This is a genomic window from Echinicola shivajiensis (assembly GCF_018642165.1).
GTDB lineage: Bacteria > Bacteroidota > Bacteroidia > Cytophagales > Cyclobacteriaceae > Echinicola > Echinicola shivajiensis.
The window spans coordinates 98,388-119,767 of sequence record NZ_JAHHZM010000014.1 but is presented as its reverse complement, the minus strand read 5'-3'; the positions used below and the strand labels follow the sequence as shown (position 1 = coordinate 119,767).

22 protein-coding genes are annotated in these 21,380 nt (G+C 38.4%); 9 read left to right on the top strand and 13 right to left on the bottom strand.

The window, feature by feature from the left end; genetic code table 11:
* Positions 1-63: 63 nt before the first annotated feature.
* Together KMW37_RS18115 and KMW37_RS18110 are read right to left on the bottom strand one after the other, a co-directional pair.
* Entirely contained in the window at positions 64-708 is a 645-nt protein-coding gene (locus KMW37_RS18115) for an O-methyltransferase (RefSeq protein WP_215226068.1), read from the bottom strand.
* Positions 709-710: 2 nt separating this feature from the next.
* A complete protein-coding gene (locus KMW37_RS18110; protein ID WP_215226067.1) occupies positions 711-1,940 on the bottom strand; it encodes a M16 family metallopeptidase in 1,230 nt (409 codons plus the stop codon).
* Between the two features lie 145 nt (positions 1,941-2,085).
* On the opposite strand from KMW37_RS18110, the gene KMW37_RS18105 reads away from it, so the two are divergent.
* Together KMW37_RS18105 and KMW37_RS18100 are read left to right on the top strand one after the other, a co-directional pair.
* A complete protein-coding gene (locus tag KMW37_RS18105; protein ID WP_215226066.1) occupies positions 2,086-2,919 on the top strand; it encodes a glycosyltransferase in 834 nt (277 codons plus the stop codon).
* Position 2,920: 1 nt separating this feature from the next.
* A complete protein-coding gene (locus KMW37_RS18100; RefSeq protein ID WP_215226065.1) occupies positions 2,921-4,210 on the top strand; it encodes an aminopeptidase P family protein in 1,290 nt (429 codons plus the stop codon).
* Between the two features lie 72 nt (positions 4,211-4,282).
* Here the strand turns inward: KMW37_RS18100 and tsf are convergent, their stop codons facing one another.
* From tsf to KMW37_RS18060, 8 genes are all read right to left on the bottom strand, one after another.
* A complete protein-coding gene (gene tsf, locus KMW37_RS18095) occupies positions 4,283-5,113 on the bottom strand; it encodes a translation elongation factor Ts (RefSeq protein WP_215226064.1) in 831 nt (276 codons plus the stop codon).
* A 145-nt stretch (positions 5,114-5,258) separates the two neighbouring features.
* Positions 5,259-6,023: a 30S ribosomal protein S2 gene (gene rpsB, locus KMW37_RS18090; protein WP_215226063.1), complete on the bottom strand. Its 765-nt coding sequence runs from the start codon at positions 6,021-6,023 to the stop codon at positions 5,259-5,261.
* A 42-nt stretch (positions 6,024-6,065) separates the two neighbouring features.
* Positions 6,066-6,452 carry a 30S ribosomal protein S9 gene (gene rpsI, locus KMW37_RS18085; RefSeq protein ID WP_215226062.1) on the bottom strand — a complete coding sequence of 129 codons (387 nt, stop codon included), beginning with the start codon at positions 6,450-6,452 and terminating at the stop codon, positions 6,066-6,068.
* A 12-nt stretch (positions 6,453-6,464) separates the two neighbouring features.
* Positions 6,465-6,908: a 50S ribosomal protein L13 gene (rplM, locus tag KMW37_RS18080; protein WP_215226061.1), complete on the bottom strand. Its 444-nt coding sequence runs from the start codon at positions 6,906-6,908 to the stop codon at positions 6,465-6,467.
* A 204-nt stretch (positions 6,909-7,112) separates the two neighbouring features.
* Complete coding sequence (locus KMW37_RS18075; RefSeq protein ID WP_215226060.1) at positions 7,113-7,823, bottom strand: RluA family pseudouridine synthase; 711 nt, start codon at positions 7,821-7,823, stop codon at positions 7,113-7,115.
* Between the two features lie 99 nt (positions 7,824-7,922).
* Positions 7,923-8,981 (bottom strand): sensor histidine kinase, encoded by a 1,059-nt coding sequence (locus KMW37_RS18070; protein ID WP_215226059.1) that lies wholly within the window; start codon positions 8,979-8,981, stop codon positions 7,923-7,925.
* 3 nt (positions 8,982-8,984) lie between these two features.
* Positions 8,985-9,674 (bottom strand): response regulator transcription factor, encoded by a 690-nt coding sequence (locus KMW37_RS18065; protein ID WP_215226058.1) that lies wholly within the window; start codon positions 9,672-9,674, stop codon positions 8,985-8,987.
* A 150-nt stretch (positions 9,675-9,824) separates the two neighbouring features.
* Positions 9,825-10,568 carry a DUF3108 domain-containing protein gene (locus KMW37_RS18060; RefSeq protein ID WP_246581559.1) on the bottom strand — a complete coding sequence of 248 codons (744 nt, stop codon included), beginning with the start codon at positions 10,566-10,568 and terminating at the stop codon, positions 9,825-9,827.
* A gap of 243 nt (positions 10,569-10,811) precedes the next feature.
* Here KMW37_RS18060 and recA point away from each other — a divergent pair, with 243 nt between their 5' ends.
* Positions 10,812-11,840, top strand: coding sequence for a recombinase RecA (gene recA / locus KMW37_RS18055; RefSeq protein ID WP_215226056.1), 1,029 nt, complete (start codon positions 10,812-10,814; stop codon positions 11,838-11,840).
* A gap of 59 nt (positions 11,841-11,899) precedes the next feature.
* On the opposite strand, the gene KMW37_RS18050 is transcribed toward recA, so the two are convergent.
* Positions 11,900-13,147: an ABC transporter permease gene (locus tag KMW37_RS18050; RefSeq protein ID WP_215226055.1), complete on the bottom strand. Its 1,248-nt coding sequence runs from the start codon at positions 13,145-13,147 to the stop codon at positions 11,900-11,902.
* Between the two features lie 126 nt (positions 13,148-13,273).
* Between KMW37_RS18050 and queA the strand changes: the two genes are divergently transcribed.
* From queA to KMW37_RS18025, 5 genes are all read left to right on the top strand, one after another.
* Positions 13,274-14,323 carry a tRNA preQ1(34) S-adenosylmethionine ribosyltransferase-isomerase QueA gene (gene queA / locus KMW37_RS18045; RefSeq protein ID WP_215226054.1) on the top strand — a complete coding sequence of 350 codons (1,050 nt, stop codon included), beginning with the start codon at positions 13,274-13,276 and terminating at the stop codon, positions 14,321-14,323.
* A gap of 122 nt (positions 14,324-14,445) precedes the next feature.
* Positions 14,446-15,126, top strand: coding sequence for a 2-C-methyl-D-erythritol 4-phosphate cytidylyltransferase (locus tag KMW37_RS18040; RefSeq protein ID WP_215226053.1), 681 nt, complete (start codon positions 14,446-14,448; stop codon positions 15,124-15,126).
* A gap of 126 nt (positions 15,127-15,252) precedes the next feature.
* Entirely contained in the window at positions 15,253-16,059 is an 807-nt protein-coding gene (locus tag KMW37_RS18035; RefSeq protein WP_215226052.1) for a LiaF transmembrane domain-containing protein, read from the top strand.
* Positions 16,060-16,191: 132 nt separating this feature from the next.
* A complete protein-coding gene (locus tag KMW37_RS18030; protein WP_215226051.1) occupies positions 16,192-17,223 on the top strand; it encodes a sensor histidine kinase in 1,032 nt (343 codons plus the stop codon).
* Positions 17,216-17,944, top strand: coding sequence for a LytR/AlgR family response regulator transcription factor (locus KMW37_RS18025; protein ID WP_215226050.1), 729 nt, complete (start codon positions 17,216-17,218; stop codon positions 17,942-17,944). Before KMW37_RS18030 ends, KMW37_RS18025 begins: the two co-directional genes overlap by 8 nt.
* A gap of 53 nt (positions 17,945-17,997) precedes the next feature.
* Here the strand turns inward: KMW37_RS18025 and KMW37_RS18020 are convergent, their stop codons facing one another.
* Both KMW37_RS18020 and KMW37_RS18015 read right to left on the bottom strand, forming a co-directional pair.
* Positions 17,998-18,219, bottom strand: a complete 222-nt coding sequence (locus KMW37_RS18020; RefSeq protein WP_008625540.1) for a DUF2795 domain-containing protein — start codon at positions 18,217-18,219, stop codon at positions 17,998-18,000.
* A gap of 76 nt (positions 18,220-18,295) precedes the next feature.
* Entirely contained in the window at positions 18,296-19,552 is a 1,257-nt protein-coding gene (locus tag KMW37_RS18015; RefSeq protein ID WP_215226049.1) for a DUF349 domain-containing protein, read from the bottom strand.
* Positions 19,553-19,695: 143 nt separating this feature from the next.
* Between KMW37_RS18015 and ettA the strand changes: the two genes are divergently transcribed.
* Positions 19,696-21,375: an energy-dependent translational throttle protein EttA gene (gene ettA, locus KMW37_RS18010; protein WP_215226048.1), complete on the top strand. Its 1,680-nt coding sequence runs from the start codon at positions 19,696-19,698 to the stop codon at positions 21,373-21,375.
* Positions 21,376-21,380 lie beyond the last annotated feature (5 nt).

Below are 21,380 nucleotides of genomic sequence, written 5' to 3'. Positions count from 1 at the left end.
TGTTCAGAGAAATAATGTAATGGCGTTCAGTCTAATATAACAAATAAAGTCTTTTGTGTAAAACTATAGTTTTCTAGCCATCATGATGCCATCTCTGATAGGAAATAATACATTTTCCACTCTTGGGTCGGCTTGGATCATATCATTGAAATCCATTATTACCCTGGTGTCCTTGTCTATTTTCTCAGCAGGATCCTTGAGTACTTTTCCAGACCAAAGCACATTGTCAGCCATAATCAATCCTCCTTTGCTTACTTTATCAATGACCAAGTTATAGTAATTGATATAGTTTTTTTTGTCCGCATCGATGAATACCATATCGAAAGTCTCATCTAATTCAGGGATAATATCCATTGCATTGCCAAGTTTATATTCGATTTGGCTCGCTAGTCCTGATTTGTCAAAGAAGCCTCTTACCATGTCTTCAAGTTCATCGTTTTTGTCCAATGTGATAATCTTGCCTCCTTGGTCTAGCCCTCTGGCCATACAAATGGCAGAATAGCCTGTGTAAGTGCCTATTTCTAGAATTGTTTTTGGTTTTTGCATCTTGGTGAACAATTCAAGGGTTTTCCCTTGAAGGTGGCCAGACAGCATTCTTGGCATCAATACTTTAGCATGGGTCTCGCGGCTGATGAGCTGTAGTAGCTCGTCCTCATTACTAGTATGCTGTTCACAATAATTTTGTAATTCTTCGCTGATGAATTCCATTGTTAGTTGGGTAAATAGGTTAGAAAACTTAATTGATCTTCCATAAAAACTTCCTGGGCTATATCCTGTAGTTCTTCTGAACTGGTGTTTCTGATTATACCAAAGATATGATCCAGCGATTCGATTTTTCCTTTGTCCAATAGGTTTTTACCAAAAACCAGCATCAAAGCAGCATAGTTTTCTTCAGCCATGGCCATTTGACCTATCGCCTGTTCTTTGGCCATATGTAGCTGTAGTGTGCCTAGTTTTTTCTCTCTTAATTTTTTGAGTTCACGCATTACCAAATTTTGGGCCTTTTTGGCTGTTCGTTCTTCAGTGCCATAGAATATACCGACAAAACCAGTGTCTTTATATACTTGATAAGCAGACTCTACACTATACACATAGCCATATTTTTCCCTTAAGGAGAGATTTAACCTTGAGTTCATGCTGGGACCACCTAGAATGTTGTTGAGTAGAAAGAGTTTGAATCTTTTAGGATGGTATATGGAATAGGCTGGTTTCCCGATAGCACAATGTGATTGGGTAATGTCCTTATATACAGTTTTATGCTGTGGTGTGTAATGGCCGAAATCACTTCTTATATAAAGGCTCTTTTTGGTTGGAATCTCATTTAATTTGGGTTCCAGTTGATTTAGTACCTTCTTAAATGAAATGTTTCCGACAACAGAAAAGACAATTTTAGTGGTGTCCATTCTGGTAGAGATAAAGTCAAAAAAGTCTGATTGGCAAAAGGAGTTGACGGTATCTTCAGTTCCAAGGATATTTCTCCCCAATGAGTGGTTTTGGAATACCACTTCGTCAAATTCATCCTGAATGGCGTCATCAGGAGAATCTCTATACATGGCCATTTCCTCCAATATCACTTGCCTTTCTTTTTCTATTTGCTTTTCGGGAAAGGTGCTATGGAAGGTGATATCATAAAGGAGCTCGGCAGCTTTATTGAAATGTTCTTTTAAAATGGAGGAGTAAAAGCAGATTTTTTCCTTGGTGGTATAGGCGTTTAATTCTCCACCCACAGATTCAAGGCGATTTAAAATATGAAAAGCTTTCCTTTTGGTGGTGCCCTTAAAGGCCATATGCTCCCAAAAATGAGCCAATCCAGCTTGTTCTAGGGTTTCGTCTCTGCTTCCAATATCAAGAATAAATCCGCAATGCACTAATCGGGTATGGTTAACCTCTTGATGGACTATGCGAATTCCATTCTGTAATTCTTTGATGTTATATGACATGTAATAAACGCTTTCAGCTTTGAAATTACGAAAATAATGTACATTGTCTGGATATTTTTTTGAAGGAAAGAATTATGTTAATTTTAGCGGATTGAAGGCCCTTTTTAAATGGGCTTTAGCCATGTAAATTATTCAAAAGCCCATTATGACAGAGCAAGGGGAGAAGCTAAAGGCTTCATTGATCATTTCAGTTTATAAAAACACGAAATTTCTTAAAGCAGTTTTGGATTCACTGGCTGATCAAACAGAAAACAGTTTCGAAGTGATCATTTCGGAAGATGGGAATTCCAGAGAAATGAAAGCTTTTATAGATGGATATTCTTTTAAGCACCCTTTCAAACATCTTCATCGAGAGGATTTGGGATGGCAGAAAAATAGGGCTTTGAATGAGGCGGTTAGAAAGTCGGAATCAGATTGGTTGGTCTTTATTGATGGGGATTGTGTCTTGCATCCTAGGTTTATGGAGTTCCATATAAGTGGAGCAAATCCAAATCATATCTTGGCTGGTAAAAGAATTAAATTGGATGCCACTACCTCTGATATGTTGTTGAATGGAGAACTTAGCTCAAAAAATATAAATAGATTTCTAAAGAAAAATTTCAGAACTATTAAAAAGCGAGGAGCAGAATTTGTCGAGGAAGGCTTTTTTATCGATCCTAAGGGCTTGTTTGGGTTTCTGGTGAGGAAGAGGTCGATGAGGAATTTAAAAGGCTGTAATATGTCTTTTCACAAGGAAGCGATCTATGCCATAAATGGTTTTGATGAAGATTATACCAAGCCAGCTGTTGGGGAAGATGCTGACTTACTATGGCGATTTAATGGACTTGGTTACCAAATAAAATCATTAAGGAATTTGGCAGTACAGTATCACCTTTATCATAAGGAAAGCTGGACAGACCAGAAGGATAACTTAGCAATAATGGAGAAGAATAGGACAAGCAATAAGTTTGTTTGTGAAAATGGAATTAGCAAAAAGTAAAATGAGATATACAGCAATCAATCGATCATTCTACATAAAAAACAGGGAAAAGCTCGCAAAGGAACTCAAACCAAGGTCTTTGGCTATTTTTCATTCTAATGATTTGATGCCCACCAATGCAGATGGGACGATGAAGTTTCGGCAAAATAACGACTTGTTTTACTTTAGTGGTATTGATCAGGAAGAAACTGTTTTGCTGATATGTCCAGATTTTCCCAATGAAGCCATGAGGGAAATCCTTTTTGTTAGGGAGACCAATGAACATATTGCAATTTGGGAGGGCAATAAATTGACTAAGACAGAGGCGGTTGAGATTTCAGGTGTAAACCAGATAAAGTGGACGTCAGATTATGAAGGAATGCTGAGTCAACTTATGGTTTATTGTGATCATGTGTTTCTTCACACTAATGAACATAGGGGTGCCTCCAAAGAGGTCGAGACAAGAAATGCTCGTTTTATTAAGAGAATTAGGGAAGTATTTCCATTGCATAATTACCAGCGAATAGCTCCAATTATGGAGGGTTTGAGGGCGGTTAAAGAGCAAGATGAAATAAATCAAATGCAGCGAGCCTGTGATATAACTGAAAAGGGATTCAGAAGAGTGTTGAGGTTTGTGAAGCCTGGAGTGAAGGAATATGAGATAGAAGCTGAATTTATACATGAATTCTTGAGGAATGGAAGTAGGGGGTTTGCTTATGAGCCTATTATTGGCTCAGGGGAAAACAGTTGTGTTTTGCATTATTTGGAAAATAATAAGATTTGTAATTCCGGGGAGCTGATACTTATGGATGTAGGCGCTGAATATGGGAATTATAATGCCGATATGACTAGGACCATTCCAGTAAATGGCCGGTTTAACCCGAGGCAAAAGGCAGTTTATGAAGCTGTATTAAGGTTGAAGAAAGAAGCAGTAAGCATGCTTAGGCCTGGAACAGTTATTCAGGAATATCAAAAAGAGGTTGGTAAAATAATGGAGTCAGAGCTTATAGGCTTAGGTTTATTGGATAGAAAGGAAGTTAGGAATCAAGATCCTTTCAATCCATTATATAGAAAATATTTTATGCACGGAACTTCCCATCATTTGGGGCTGGATGTTCATGATATTGGGCCTGTATATGAACCTATCAAGCCAGGGATGGTGTTTACAGTGGAACCAGGAATTTACATTCGAGAAGAAAAGATAGGGATCAGATTGGAGAATAACTACGTGATAGGTCAAGAGGAGAACTTGGACCTAATGGGGAATATTCCTATTGAGTTAGAAGAAATAGAAGAGCTTATGAATGCTTAGGATGCTTTTAAGAAAAATAAAAAAAACCGCAGCTGAAAAGTTGCGGTTTTTTTTATGTTTACTCGGAGATAATTATCCGATTGCAATTCTTTTGAAGTCTACAACAGTAAGACCTTTAGAAACACCGTCAAGGTACTGAGCAATGCTTTTGCTGTTGTCTTTAACGAAAGCTTGGCTAAGCAAAGTGTTTTCTTTGTAGAACTTGTTCAGTTTACCCATAGCGATTTTTTCAATCATAGCTTCAGGCTTACCTTCAGCAAGAGCTTGCTCTTTACCAACGGCAATTTCTCTTTCTACTAAAGAAGCATCTACTCCATCCTTGTCAACAGCTACTGGGTTCATAGCTGCAATTTGCATAGCTACGTCTTTTCCAGCTTCTTCAACGTCAGCACCACCTACGTTGTTAAGTGCTACTAGTACACCCAATTTACCGTTAGAGTGGATATAAGGAACAACAGCTTCACCTTTTACTACCACGAAGTTACTGATTTCGATTTTCTCACCGATTTTACCAGTCATTTCGATGATTTTCTCACCTACAGTGATGTTCTCGTATGGCAAAGCAAGAATTTCGTCTTTGCTAGAAGCTCCTTTTTCAACAGCTAGGTCAAGGATAGCGTTAGCAAATGCTACGAACTCTTCATTTTTAGCTACGAAGTCAGTTTCACAAGTAAGAGTGATAAGGACACCTTGAGACTTGTCAGCACTTACACTAGTAACTACTACACCTTCTTTAGTTTCGCGGTCTGCACGGGATGCAGATACTTTTTGTCCTTTTTTTCTTAAAATATCAACCGCTTTTTCAAAATCTCCTTCAGCTTCGGTAAGGGCCTTTTTACAGTCCATCATACCGGCACCAGTCATTTGTCTTAGTTTGTTTACCTCTTGTGCAGTAATAGCCATTGTTAGATATTTTTAATTATGATAATGATGACTTTTAATTGAATATTTCATTTCAGAGACTGAAATGAATGGGTAATAACAAAAAAATTGAACATAGGTAATTTACCGTATGTTCAATTTTCTGTTATTATTAAATCATAGTGGATTACTCTTTGGTTTCGGCAGCGTCAGCAGCTTTTTTTGCTTCTTCTTCCTCAGAGAGTTTAGCCTCTTCTTTATCTTTCTTTCTCTCAGAAAGACCTTCTTCGATAGCTGAACCAACGGCTTTCACCAAAAGTGAAATGGATTTAAATGCATCGTCATTGGCTGGGATTGGGAAGTCCACTTCACCAGGGTTAGAGTTTGTATCTACCAATGCGAATACAGGGATACCAAGCTTTTTAGCTTCGGCAATTGCGATGTGTTCTCTTTTGATATCGATCACGAAAAGCGCAGCTGGAAGACGAGTTAGGTCAGCAATACCTCCCAATACATTTTCCAATTTCTCACGCTGTCTTGTAATCATCAAGCGCTCTCTCTTTGCTAGGCTTGTGTAAGACTCTTCTTTCATCAATTTGTCAATAGAAGACATTTTCTTCAATGACTTACGGATAGTAGCGAAGTTGGTCATCATACCACCTAACCATCTTTCCGTAACGAAAGGCATTTTCAATCTTGCAGCTTCTTCAGCTACTAAGTCCTTAGCTTGCTTCTTAGTCGCTACGAACATCACTTTTTTGCCGGAGCGTACGATTTGCTTGATTGCGTTGGATGCTTCTTCAAGGCAAACGAGCGTTTTGTTTAGATCAATGATGTGGATACCGTTCTTCTCCATGAAGATGTACGGCGCCATTCTAGGATCCCACTTTCTTGTTAAGTGTCCGAAGTGAACACCAGCATCCAGTAAGTCTTTATATTCGATTTTAGCCATTTAAATATGTATGTTTTATATAATATCTGAGTATGGTCCAGATTAACGTTTAGAGAACTGGAATCTTCTTCTAGCTTTTCTACGTCCTGGCTTCTTACGTTCAACCATTCTTGGGTCACGAGTAAGGAATCCTTCTTTCTTCAATGCAGGTCTGTGCTCTTCATTGAATTCACAAAGGGCTCTTGAAATGGCCATTCTGGCTGCTTCAGCTTGTCCTTTGATTCCTCCACCGTCTACATTGATTTTGATATCGTAAGCTTCACCCTCATTAACTAAAGTAAGAGGTTGCTTAACTACAATCTGGTGCAGGTCAAACGGGAAATAAGATTCTAGGCTTCTGTTATTTACAGTGATTTCACCTTTGCCCGGCTTCATATAGATCCTTGCAACAGATGTTTTTCTTCTACCGATTGTATTGATAACTTCCATGGAATGATCAAATTATAATTTAATTTCTTTTGGTTGTTGTGCTTCATGAGGGTGCTCAGCACCTTCGTACACATAAAGATTGGTATACAACTTACTTCCTAGTCTGTTTTTAGGAAGCATACCTTTTACTGCTTTCTCAATAAGGATAGCAGAAGACTTCTCCTTCAAAAGTTTAGGAGTAGAGATTCTTTGACCACCTGGGAAACCTGTGTGACGAACATAAACTTTCTCGTCCCATTTTTTTCCGGTTAACCTGATTTTGTCTGCATTGATGACAATTACATTGTCTCCGCAGTCTGCATGAGGAGTATAGCTAGGCTTGTTCTTTCCCCTTAGAATTTTCGCTACCTCACTTGCAAATCTACCTAGTACCATAGATTGGGCATCCACTATTACCCAGTTCTTCTGTACGGTCGCACTGTTTGCTGATACGGTCTTATAGCTTAAAGTATCCACTGTGTAAACGTTTAATTATTAGCTTGTTAAATACATTTCACCCTAAAAAAGGGACACAAAGATAGAAGGATTTCCATACATATGCAAAATATCTTGAGGTTTACTGCCTAATTTTCACAAGGATAGCTAATTATATAGCATAAATCCCTGGAAGTGTCCACGGTAATTAATGCTTGGGAAATCCCAGTTTTGATCTTTTTGAATCTAGCTGGTCTTTTCCAATTGTTTCATCAATACCGAATAGTCTTTAGGGTAAGGGGCGGTGATGTTGATTGCTTCTCCGTCCAGTCCCTTGAAGGCTATTGAATAGGCATGCAGTGAAACCCGCTGCATAATTGGAAGTTCTTCAGTGCCTTTTTTAAGGTTGAATTTTCTTTTCAGATCTGATAGGTATAATGGCTTTCCTCCATACATCACGTCTCCACAAATCGGCGAATTCAAATAAGATAAATGAATTCTGATTTGATGAAGTCGACCTGTTATGGGTTTACACTCTATTAAAGAATGGGCATAAAAGGTCTTCAACGTATTGAAGTAGGTGGTGGCTGGTTTTCCTTTGATACTGATCTTGGCTATCCCCTTATTGGTTGCGATCAGGTTTCTGTCCACAAGTTCATCTTTATACTCATGGATTCCATCCACTACTGCATGGTAGATTTTGTCTACTTTTCTGTTTTCAAATTGGATGGCGATATTTCTATACGCCTCCGGGTTCTTTGCAATTACCAAACATCCTGAAGTTTCCTTGTCCAATCTGTGACACACCTGGGCATCTGGAGTGTGACTCTTGGCCAAATGGAGAATGTTTTGTCTTTCATGCCTATCGTCTAAGGTCGATAAGTATGGAGGCTTATTGATGACTATATAGTCCTCGTTTTGAAACAGAATAAGATCATTAAAATCTACTTTTTTCATACAGCCTGGCTTACACCTTCCAAATCAATGTGCAAAATTAGGTAAAAAATGGATAGGTAAAAAATGCTGAGCCAAATATTATGTGGTGAAATTGAAGGATTAATGTTTGTCCTCTTTTTTCTTTTTTTCCAGTGGAAGTGAAAAGCTGAAGTTGGAGCCTTTTCCCACTGTTGAAGAAACCGATATTTTGCTTTTGTGCCCCTCTAGGATATGTTTTACTATGGCCAGGCCAAGACCGGTACCTCCCATTTCTCTTGAGCGGCTTTTATCCACACGGTAAAATCTCTCAAATATCCTTTTGATATCTTCAGCGGGTATCCCCAGGCCATTGTCCTGAATATCGACCGTTAGGTTGTTTTTGGATGTTTTAAGGGAAACTATTGCTTCTCCACCTTCTTTATTGTATTTGATGGCATTGGATAGGAGGTTTTGACAGACACGATAGATTTTGTCCTGGTCAGCTTTGATGATATAGGACTTATTGTGATTGTATAAGAACCTTAAGTTTATATGTCTTTTTTCTGCTTTGTGTTCAAGCTCTTCCATGACCTCATCAATGAGGCTGACCATATCAAATTTTTCGAAATTAAATTTCACTACGCCGCTTTCCATATGACTTAGTGTAAGTAGGTCTTGAACTAGGTGGTCTAGGGCGTTAAGGCTTTTTGCTGCCCTTTTTAAAAATTTGTCCCTTACTTTGACGTCTTCAACGGCTCCGTCAAGTAAGGTATGTACGTAGCCCTGGGCTGCAAAAATCGGGGTCTTTAATTCATGAGAAATGTCAGCAATAAATTCCCTTCTAAACGCCTCATTACGTTGTAAGGTCTCAATTTCTTTGTTCTTTGCTATTGCATAAGAATTGATGGTATTGTTTATTTTTCTTAATGGAGAGATAGAGCTCTTCTTTGGTTTTTGGGCAATTCCTGAGAGGTCTTTTTTTTGGATTTTTTCAAGAGCCGAATAAATATTGCTTATCTCCTTAAAAATTAAAAACTCTAAAGTGACATTCATTAATAGGTAAGAGATGGACATAGTTAATGCCCAAGCAACAGTCAGTAATAATAAAGTCGCATCATCCATTAAGGATAGAAATGCGACTGTAAAGACTGAAATAGCAAATGCCAGTACGAGGGCAATCCCTCTGGAAGTGGTAAGCATATTTTAATTGTTGTCGAACTTATATCCTACGCCTTTTACGGTTGTGATATAATTGTCTCCTATTTTTTCGCGAACTTTTCTTATGTGCACATCTACTGTTCGGGCAAGGACAAAAACGTCAGATCCCCAGATGTTTTGTAATAATTCGTCCCTGCTAAACACCATATTAGGGTTTTTAGCCAAGAAATACAATAGCTCGAATTCCTTTTTTGGAAGGGTGATGGTTTTGCCTGCTTGATCAATGGTAAAGCTGCTTCTGTCAATAGTCAGGTCCTTGATGCGGATTTGTGATACATCTTGCTCTTTCTTTGACTCTCTTCTAAAGAGTGCAGCAATCCTGCTGACCAATGCCCTTGGTTTGATTGGCTTCGTGATATAGTCATCAGCACCAACATCAAATGCTGCTACTTCGGAGTATTCTTCAGAGCGGGCGGTTAAGAAGATGATGAAGGTGTTTTTTAGCTCCTCCATGTCTCGGATTTGCCTACATGTTTCTACACCATCCTGGTTGGGCATCATGATGTCCAATAAGATTACATCAGGTTTGAATTTAGAGGCTGTTTCGACGGCTTTGATACCGTCGTTGGCTGATTTGACATCGTAGCCTTCTTTTTCTAAATTGTAGGTTAAGATTTCAATAATATCTGGTTCATCATCTACTACCAGAACCTTGATTTTTGGTTTGTCACTCATTTGACTTTGCCAGTTAAAATTGCTTAAAAACAGTGCTAATTTAGAAAAACTATGAAAAGAAATAACATGAATCAGTAAAAATGCCGTTTTAGTCAATATAATGTTCTGTGAAAATGACTGAATATTAATTTAATGTTACGTCATGATGATCTATTTGTTACGCAAGCCTTTTATGGATGTTACCTCCATGTTAAGTGCTCCAACCACCAAATCTGCTTCAATTTTTACCGGTATTCTGTTTTTATCATTAGTAATCCAGATTTTTATGGGGTTTTTGCCACTGAATAATTTATTACTTGGCATAATAGGGGAGATGACAAAGGTGTTGAAGTCTCCAATTTTGGTGGAAACTTTGTCTTTGCCTTTATATATTAATTTTAGGTTATAAGTTTTTTCATCAAAGAATCCCTTGATGCTAATTGTGTCTCCTTCTTTGAATTTATCAAGTTCCAAATGCCTCAAATAATAGAATCCGCTAACAATATCTTGGATTTCTGGGGCAATATCATGTTCTAAAGTCTTAACTATTCTTCTGTTTTCTCGGTCATATAAATTGGTGGTAGCTTTTTCGTTTTCATGGTCTAAATCGACTACCTCGTGTTTACGGTACCCGCCCTCTTCAATGTGTCGGTAGGATCGGTAGGGGATGTTTTTAGTGGTGTCCATATAAGTTCCCCAGTTATCTTTAACTTTGAAAATGCTGAAAATACTGAGCGTTTTTCCATAAACATCAATTTTGTAACTAGGTCGATCCTGGATCTGATGTATGTTTTTATCAATGATCATTTTTGCTTCCGCAGCATTGAAAAATAAATATTTGACTTTGAAGGTCAATTCCTCTCCAGCCATATAAGGTTTTGAATCGCCATTTTGCCCAAGAGCTGAAGAAGCCATGGTAATAGCCAAATAAAAAAAGATTAAAAATAATTTGGGATTTAAGGGCATATTCCGTGCTTATTACTTGTGCATGCGGTGAAGTTCAAAAGTTATACCAATTTCATATGGATCAAATTTATGCAATTTTCTAATTTATAAAAACGTCATTTGAAAACAATGGTTGTTTGGAAAGTTGATATTAAAGTAACGAATGATTACTTTCACGTATTAATTATACACCAAGTTTCTACCTTTTGATATATGAGTGAAAATACTGAAAAACTAAAAGCACTTCAGCTTACGATTGACAAATTAGAAAAAACCTACGGTAAAGGTACTGTCATGAAGCTGAGTGACAATACGGTCGTTGATATTCCCGCGATTTCTACAGGTTCGTTGGGCTTGGATATGGCCTTGGGTATAGGAGGGGTGCCGAAAGGCAGAATTATAGAAGTGTATGGCCCTGAATCCTCAGGTAAGACTACTTTGACCATGCATTGTATTGCTGAGGCACAAAAGCAAGGAGGTTTGGCTGCGTTTATTGATGCGGAGCATGCCTTTGATAAAATCTATGCAGAGAAGCTCGGTATTGATACAGAAAACTTATTGATTTCCCAGCCAGATAATGGAGAGCAGGCACTTGAGATTGCTGAGCACTTGATCCGTTCTGGAGCCATTGATATTATCGTGATAGACTCCGTTGCCGCTTTGGTGCCAAAAGGTGAGCTTGAAGGTGAAATGGGGGATAGCAAAATGGGACTTCAAGCTAGATTGATGTCACAGGCTTTGCGAAAGCTTACAGGAGCTATCAACAAAACGGGTTGTGCTTGTATATTCATTAACCAGTTGAGGGATAAAATAGGGGTGATGTTTGGAAGCCCAGAAACCACTACTGGTGGTAACGCCCTTAAATTCTATGCTTCTGTAAGGTTGGATATTAGAAGAATTGGCCAGATCAAGGAAAGTGCTGATAATATACTTGGTAATAGAACCAAAGTTAAGGTGGTGAAAAATAAAGTTGCACCTCCATTTAAAGTGGTTGAATTTGATATCATGTATGGTCAAGGAATTTCAAAAGTAGGAGAGATTATTGACTTGGGTGTTGAGTTTGACATTATCAAAAAAGCTGGTTCTTGGTTTTCCTACGAGGGTAATAAACTAGGTCAAGGAAGGGATGCTGTTAAGAAATTGATTCTAGACAATCCTGAGTTAATGGAAGAGTTAGAGATTAAGATTAAAAACAAAGCAGGTTTGAATGGCGCTGTTGAAGAAGAAATAGCAGAAAGTTGATTTTTGACTACATCAGATAATATTAAAAAAAGGAAGTCTCGGCTTCCTTTTTTTTGTGCTTAATTTGTTCTGATGGCTTCGACAGGATCCATTCTTGCTGCTAGTGCAGCAGGTATGGCTCCCGAAAGCATACCTATAGTTGAAGAAAGTCCAAGTCCCAAAATGATGTTTTTTGCGGAAAGAAAAACTTCCAAAGATCCAAGTGGAACAAAGGTGATTCCAAATACCAAGGCTAATCCTGCAATTCCCCCAAACAGGCTCAAGAAGGTGGCTTCAAACAAAAACTGCAAAAGGATGAAATAATTTTTTGCCCCCAATGATTTTTGGATCCCTATAATGTTGGTTCTCTCTCTTACCGATACAAACATGATGTTGGCAATTCCAAATCCGCCAACCAAGATAGAAAATCCGCCAATAACCGCTCCGGCTATACTGATAACATCAAATATTGCCCCTATAGCGTTTTGAATGAACTCTGATTTATTCAAAGCGAAACTGTTTTCTTCAATGGGTTTTAGGCCTCGCTTTGCTCTTAGTAAGCCAGTCATTTCGTTTTCAAGTGATACAAGGTCTCTGTCGCTTTCAAGGCCCTTGGCAGCGATTGTCGGTTCGACTCCCCAGCGTCCTAAATAGAACATCTTGCCAAAAGCCCCATAAGGGATGAGGCAGGCATCGTCTTTTGATGGAAGATCAAATAAGCCTTCTCCCTCTTCCTCTAAGATGCCTATGACAGTGAATTTTTTCCCCTTGATTTTTATTTCTTGTCCTATGATGTTTTGACCTTGAAAAAGTGCTTCGACGATCTTTGCTCCAATGACAGTTACATTTCTTGCAGCGGTAATTTCCATTTCTGTAAAATAACGTCCTTCAACAACTGGGATATCATATACATTTTGATGTTCGTAAACTACTCCTTGGAGGTTAGCTCCTTGGAAGGAGCTGCTTTTTCTTTTGATAGTGGTATTGGACGAGGCTGAAATAGTAATGGCATCGACATTTTTAAGTCTTTCTTTTAGAAATACAAATTCAGAATAATTGCCTGGTGGTCTGCGGAAATATTTCCACCAAGGATATTCCCCACCTCCTGCGGCAAATGGAAATCGGTCTACTCTTAATACATTGGTTCCCAAAAATGAAAAACTTGACTTGATGTTTTTTTCTAGGGAATCTACTAAGGTGAAAACTGCAATGATGGAAAAAATACCTATTGTAACTCCCAGTAGGGACAGTACAGTGCGGGTTAAGTTTGATTTTAGTGCCTGAATGGCAAACCTGAAACTCTCCCAAATAAGTCGGAAAACTATCACTGGATAAATTTTGTTTAAAAACTATTTGTCAATATAAGTAGATTTAGCTATAATTCTTTATAACTTTGCGGTTTTTACGACCGTATCGTAAAATCAAAATATTCATCGTATTTCTTAAAATTATATATGAAATTATCAGATTTCAAATTCGAAGTTCCTAAAAAGCTTATTTCTTTATATCCAACAGAAAACAGGGATGAATCCCGTTTAATGGTGGTCCACAAGGACACCGGTGAAATTGAGCACAGGATTTTCAAGGACATCATTGAATATTTTGACGAAGGCGATGTCTTTGTTACTAATAATACCAAGGTGTTCCCTGCCCGTCTTTATGGTAATAAAGAGAAGACCGGAGCCAAAATTGAGGTATTCTTGCTTAGAGAATTAAACCAGGAGTTGAGGCTTTGGGATGTCTTGGTGGATCCTGCCCGTAAAATCAGAGTGGGCAACAAGCTTTACTTTGGAGACAGTGATTTGGTAGCAGAGGTTATAGATAATACTACTTCCAGAGGAAGGACTATCCGGTTCTTATTTGATGGAACTGATGAAGAGTTTTATAAGACCATCGATGCATTAGGAGAAACGCCTATACTCAAAGACTTTATTGAAAGAAAAGTAGAAGAGGAGGATAGAGAAAGATATCAGACAATTTATGCTGAACACGTAGGGGCGGTAGCAGCACCAACAGCTGGTTTGCACTTTACTCCTCATTTGTTAAAGCGTCTGGAAATCAAAGGTGTTGATGTAAGTCCTATCACTTTACATATTGGTTTAGGAACTTTCCGTCAAGTGGACGTGGAAGATTTGACCAAACATAAAATGGATTCTGAGAATTATGATATTCCAGAGCAGACTGTTGAGTTGGTGAACAATGCCTTGGATGCTAAGAAAAGGGTAGTTGCAGTAGGAACTACTTCGCTAAAGACTATAGAGTCTTCAGTTACTGCCAATAATAGGCTAAAGGCGTCTAGCGGATGGACAGATAAGTTCATCATTCCTCCTTATGATTTCAAAATTGCCAACGCTTTGATAACCAACTTCCATATGCCTGAATCAACATTGTTGATGACCACGGCAGCTTTTGGAGGTTATGACTTGATCATGAAGGCTTACCAAGAAGCAGTTAAAGAAAAATACAGGTTCTTCTCCTACGGGGACGCCATGTTGATCATCTAAAAAATATAAAGGCTCCATTCGGAGCCTTTTTTATTGCCATTTTGGTAAAACAAAGATAATTTATTTCTAGATCATAAGAAATTCAATTTCCCTACTTTTGCGGAAATTTAATGAATCGATATATGAAAAAAGCGGCCATTATAGTAGCAGGGGGAAAAGGCGCCAGAATGGGTGCTCCTATTCCAAAGCAGTATTTGGAAATAGGAGGAAGACCTGTCCTGATGCATACTTTGAAGGTTTTTTTTGACTTTGATCCAGAAATGAAGTTGGTTCTAGTGATACCGGAAGGAGATTTTTCCTTTTGGAAAGAATTGTGTGAAAAGTTTGATTTTAAAATCCCACATGATTTGGTTGCGGGTGGAAAATCCCGATTTCAATCTGTTAAAAATGGACTGGGAAGTATAGATTGGGCAGCAGGTTTGGTGGCTATTCATGACGGGGTAAGACCATTTGTTGATGAAGTAGTAATCAGGAATTCATTTCAGGAAGCTGCCAAGAACGGAAGTGGAATAGCGGTGGTACCCTTAAAAGACTCCATTAGGAAATTGACGGACAGTAACCAGTCTTTTTTTCAGGAAAGAGAGTACTTTAGATTGGTTCAGACTCCGCAAACTTTTGACCTGGCCAAAATAAAGAAGGCTTTTGATGTGACTGAGCTGCGCCACTTCACGGATGATGCAACCGTCTATGAACATCAAGGCTGGCAAGTAAGTCTGGTGGCAGGTAATTTGGAGAATATCAAGATTACCACTCCAGAAGATATGGATTATGCGAATTATTTGATCCAGAAAAAAAAGGGTTAATCCTTTACCGATGAAAAGGGACTGTTCACCGAGAAATTTCAGGTGATGACCTATTTGTGTTCCCATTTGAATATAGACTTTGGTAGTTTTATTTAATTATTAGTATTAGGACTAAAAAATAAAGCTATGTCAAGAAGAGTAGGAAATGCTGATGGAGGTAGGTTCACTACCGGTTTAATTGTAATTTCTGTTGGATTAATTCTGTTAGTAAGAAAATTAGGTATTGGGATTCCAGATTGGATTTTTTCCTGGCCTATGATATTTATAGCTATCGGATTAGTCATCATGGCCAAACATAATTTTAGAAGTGGTTTGGGCGCTTTTATGTTGCTGTTCGGTGGCTTTTTTCTTCTGAAAAATGAATTTCATTTCTTCCCTGTAGGATTGGGGGCTTTTATAGTTCCTGTAGTGCTGATTTTGCTTGGCCTATTTTTAATGGTTACCAAAAAGCAATCAAGGTTTAATGACTTTTCGAATTTTGGTCCGATCAACAAGGAAGGGTTACAGGGCAAAGGAAAAGGTACAGGTGAAACCGTTATGTCAGATAAGGATTATAATTTTGGATCAGGTCCAAGTGGTTTCCAATCTGATGATCTTGACATGTTGAATTCACAAGCATTGTTTTGTGGAATACAGAAGCGTGTGCAGTCCAAAAACTTTAAGGGAGGTAAGATTTCTGCGATTTTTGGAGGAACGGAGATTGATCTTACCCAGGCAGATTTGGCAGAAAATGCAGTTTTAAATATTGAAGTTGCCTTTGGAGGAGTGAAGTTATTAGTGCCACCACACTGGGAGTTGAGAATGGGAGTAAGTAATATATTTGCTGGCGTGGAGGATAAGCGAATGTATCCTAAAGGGACAGAAGAGTCTGGTAAGGTACTCACCATTACCGGAACTGTTGTTTTTGGAGGACTTGAGATCAAGTCATTCTAAGAATCAATCTGGAAAATCTTAATTTAACCCGAATTACGCCATAGATCTTCTATTGCTTAATTCGGGTTAAATTGTTGGCTTCACTTATAGAATGAAAAGCATGTATGGATCTTTATAAAACCAGAAGATAAAATGATTGGTAAAATGTTGGTTTCCTCACAGTATGGCTGGTTAAAGCTGTTGCCTCTTTTTCTGCTTTTTTTAGGGGGAGGCACATTTTTACTTCATTATTATGGAGAAGGGGTTTCTAAGGCGTTGATTGATAGTGGTGTATATACAGTCTTGTTGTTTGTGGGATTTTTATTGTTGGAGAATGTATTTAGATTTTATAAACCTCAACAAGAAAATTTGTGGTTAGCATTTTTATTGCCCCTGATGATGGCCATATTGGTGGTTATTACCGGAAGGTTTGTTTTGCCCTTTATGATAGATGATTCGTTGTTTATTAAGCAGTCTATGATGGTAAGGGGGGCTTTGGTGCTATTGGCTTTTATGGGGTATGTTCTGGTTCTAATTGTCAATGGGAAATTGGAAGATCAGTTGGAAGTGAGAAAGCGAGAAGAGATGATCACAAAGATGGCCAAAGAGGCAGAACTATTTCATTTGAGGCAACAATTACAGCCCCATTTTCTATTCAATAGTCTTAATTCTATTAATGCTTTGGTTAAAAGACAGCCAGATAAGGCAAGGGAAATGATTTTGCAGCTTTCTTCTTTTTTGCGGGGGACCATCAAGAAGGATGAGAAGGAATGGGTAAGTGTTGAGGATGAGACGGAAACATTAAAGCTTTTTTTGGAAATTGAAAAAGTACGGTTTGGTCACAGATTGGATGTTAACTTTAAAGTAGATGAAAACAGTTTGGCGCTTAAGTTGCCCCCATTGCTTTTGCAGCCTTTATTGGAAAATGCAGTAAAACATGGACTTTATGGGTTGGTTGAAAATGTGGTTATCAGTTTGAAAATTGAGAAGGTTAAGAGTTATCTGGAGGTGAATATTTCAAATCCATTTGATCCGGGATCTGTAAGTGAGGAGGGTACTGGATTTGGACTAGAGTCCGTAAAGCGCAGGCTTTATCTGTTTTTTGGACGGAATGACCTTTTGAGTTTTGTTAAGTCCAATAATATGTTTCATGTAAAATTGAGAATTCCTCTATATAATGATTAAGACGGTAATTATAGACGATGAACCTTTGGCAGCACAGCTGCTGGAGGAGTATCTTGAAGATTTTCCTGATTTTCAGGTGATGGAGATATGTTCGGATGGTTTTCATGGACTAAAAGCTATTCAGCTACATGAACCTGATATCATCTTTTTAGATGTTCAAATGCCAAAGATCAATGGTTTTGAAATGTTGGAACTGTTGGACCAACCACCCGCAGTTGTGTTTACCACGGCTTATGATGAATTTGCGATGAAGGCTTTTGATGCGCATGCGCTTGATTATCTCTTAAAGCCTTTTTCGAAGGATAGGTTCGCACAATCAATCCAAAAGTTTCTTGTCATGGGTAATCAGGGGTATTTGGATAATTTGCAAGTGAAAGATTTAATGGGAGGATTTGCTCGTAGGATTGTGGTCAAAGATAAAGGAGAGATTTTGGTGATACCAGTAGGGGATGTGGGCTATCTTGAGGCTAATGATGATTATGTGAATATTTATTATGCAGGGAAGAAATACATGAAAAACAAAACTTTGAAATATTTTGAAGAAGCCCTTGACCCAAAATTATTCGTCAGGGTTCATCGTTCTTACATCGTGAAGGTATCAGAGATCTCTAAAATTGAGACTTATGAAAAAGATAGCCAAATACTAAAATTAAGGGATGGCAATTTCGTTCCCGTTAGTAAAAATGGGATGCTTAGATTGAAGAAAGTATTGGGTATATGAAGGCTATAGGCTATCAAAAAGAACAAAAAGAGCCCTTTTAAAAGGGGCTCTTTTTAATATTCATCTTCATTGAAGAAGAAGTCATCCTTTGTTGGATAATCAGGCCATATCTCCTCAATGTTTTCATACGGCTCGCCATCATCTTCAAGCTCTTGAAGGTTCTCAACTACTTCAAGGGGAGCTCCAGAACGAATAGCATAATCGATTAATTCATCTTTTGTTGCTGGCCACGGAGCATCTTCCAGATAAGACGCAAGTTCTAAAGTCCAATACATAGTGTCAACATTTTTAGTTTTTCCGCCCAGTGCGGGGTGCAAAAATATAAAATCTTTTAAGTTTTAAAACCTTTACTTAACTTTTGTTTGAAAGTTCTTTTAAGATATGGTTTTTAACATCTAGTTTTCTTTTGTAAGCGCCGAGTTTTCTGTACAGCATTGTCTCAAAGTCACTTTCATGCGAATGGAATTTTTCTGCGTTTTCTTTCACGGTATTCAATTCCTTCTCGTCACGTCCAATTAAGTCTTTAATGATATTAATTTTTATTTGACTCTTTTCTCTTTCACTCAGATCATGGAAGTTGTCATACTTAGATCTTGCAAGTTTGTTAAGAAAAGATTTTTCAAAAACCACATCAGTAAAGAAGACGAATAAACGTGAATATTGTTGTGCCTCTCTTGGCTTTTTCGGAGGAAGAGTTTTCCAATCTGCCTGTAATCTTTTGGCTTTGGAAATTTTTTCCGGAGTAGAATCTCCCTGAGAGAGGTTGCTCATTTCTTCAGCAAGCTTTTCGATTTTCTTGATCACTTCAAATGGCCTCAGTCTCGGCGCTCTGTCGCTTTGCATTGTTCTTTTGAAGCGGCTGAAAATCCTGTTGTTCAACTTTGAAAACTCATCCCATAAAGGCTGCCTTCTTTCTGCTGGTACCTTTCCGGACTCTTTCCATTGTTTTTGGATTTTCTTACTGATTTCAAAGGCTTGTTTGGCATCATGCATGGCAAAGGCTTCCCTTGCTTGAACTACCAGTGCTTCGTAAACTTTGATATTTTCATCTGCCTGCAGGGCTAGTCCCTCGAAATAATTTTTCCTGTTGTCGAAAAATATATCTGCGCAGCTTTGAAAAGCGTTTTCTATTTCCTCTTTTAATTCAGGGTCAACAGGTCCTGTTTTTATCCAGCGTAATTTTAAGTCTTTGAATTTTTCAGAGGTCTCCTTCCAATCAGTGCTGTCTTTTATGGCTTCAGCTTCCTTGATGAGTTCTTTCTTGATCTCAAGATTTCTCTCTCTGTTGGCATGGATGATTTCATTGAGGTACTCTTCTAATTGATTTAGTTCATCAATTAGGGGGACAAAATCTCCAAGGGCATCATAATTCATCAGGGCCTCTCTCAAATGGATAAGTTTCATTAGAAATGAACCCTTGTTTTGGTTCTCTTCTATATCCTTTTTGAGATCAGCGACCTTCTTTTCAGCGAGGGCAAAGCGGTCTTCAAAATATTTGATGGTGGAAGCTTCACTTTCTTTGACTTCACCGATCACTCTGTCCTCCTGATTCAAAAAACCCTTTAGATAAACTTTGCTGTCTTTAATGTATCCGTATGGATGCTCCATCTCGATTCAATAGGTTGGTGGTAAGTAGGCTAATTCTTGTTTTCTGCAAATTAATTAATTAAGATGCATTTATCCTAAGAAAGGCGATTATTTGCCATATTTGTTATTCCATAAATATAAACCATAAGGTAATTCAAAAAAATATGAGTGACGAGAAAATTATATTTTCAATGGCGGGGGTGTCAAAAATTTACCCTCCTCAGAAGAAAGTGTTGAAAGATATTTATTTATCGTTTTTTTACGGTGCTAAGATTGGAGTGCTAGGCCTGAATGGCTCAGGGAAGAGCTCCTTGCTGAGAATCATCGCAGGAATGGATAAAGAGTTTTTAGGGGAAGTAGTCTGGTCTCCAGGCTATTCTGTGGGGATGTTGGAGCAAGAACCACAGTTAGATCCTGATAAGACGGTTAAAGAGGTTGTTGAAGAAGCAGTGGCTGAAACTGTAGGTTTGTTGAAGGAGTTCGAAGAGATTAATGAAAAATTCATGGATCCGGCATTGATGGAGGATCCAGATGCAATGAATAAATTAATTGAACGTCAAGGTGAGGTGCAAGAAAAGCTGGATGCAGCTAATGCATGGGAGCTTGATGTGATGTTGGATAAGGCCATGGATGCTTTAAGACTTCCTCCTAGTGATGCGATTGTGAAAAACTTATCTGGAGGTGAGAAAAGAAGGGTAGCACTTTGCAGACTATTGTTACAGGAACCAGATGTGCTATTGCTAGATGAGCCTACCAACCACTTAGATGCTGAGTCGGTACTTTGGCTAGAGCAGCATCTTAAGCAATATAAAGGTACTGTTATAGCGGTAACGCACGATAGGTACTTCTTGGATAATGTTGCTGGTTGGATTTTGGAACTTGATAGAGGAGAGGGTATACCTTGGAAAGGGAATTATAGCAGTTGGTTGGATCAAAAGCAAAAGAGATTAAAGCAGGAAGAAAAGACAGAGTCAAAGCGTCAGAAAACGCTTGAAAGAGAACTTGATTGGATTAGGATGACTCCAAAGGCTAAACAGGCTAAAGGTAAGGCACGTCTGAACGCATATGAGAAACTTGTTGGAGAAGAAGCTAAAGAGAGGGAGGCCAAGTTAGAACTTTATATTCCACCAGGGCCAAGATTAGGTTCCAAAGTGATTGAAGTGAATGGTGTGTCTAAATCCTTTGGTGATAAATTGTTGTTTGAAGACTTGGAGTTTGCGCTTCCGCAAGGTGGAATTGTAGGGGTAATCGGTCCAAACGGAGCTGGTAAGTCGACTTTGTTTAAATTAATTACAGGCAATGAACAGCCTGATAATGGAAGTTTCGAAGTAGGGGAAACCGTTCAGCTTGCTTATGTAGATCAGGAGCATGATACCTTGGATCCTCAAAAGACTGTTTATCAGACCATATCTGAAGGCAATGAAAACATTAAACTGGGTAATAGGGAAATGAATGCTCGAGCTTATGTAAGTAAGTTCAATTTTTCAGGTTCGGATCAAGAGAAGAAGGTGGGTGTACTGTCTGGAGGTGAAAGAAACCGAGTGCATTTGGCCTTGACCTTAAAGGAAAATGGAAACCTATTATTGCTCGATGAGCCTACCAATGATTTGGATGTAAATACCCTAAGGTCTTTAGAGGAGGCTTTAGAGAATTTTGGTGGTTGTGCGGTAGTGATTTCTCACGATAGGTGGTTTTTGGATAGGATTTGTACGCATATTTTGGCCTTTGAAGGTGATTCCCAGGTTTATTGGTTTGAAGGGAATTTTACCGATTATGAGGAAAACAAGAAGAAGAGACTAGGCGATGTAACGCCTAAAAGGATTAAGTACAGAAAAATAAAATAAGCCAA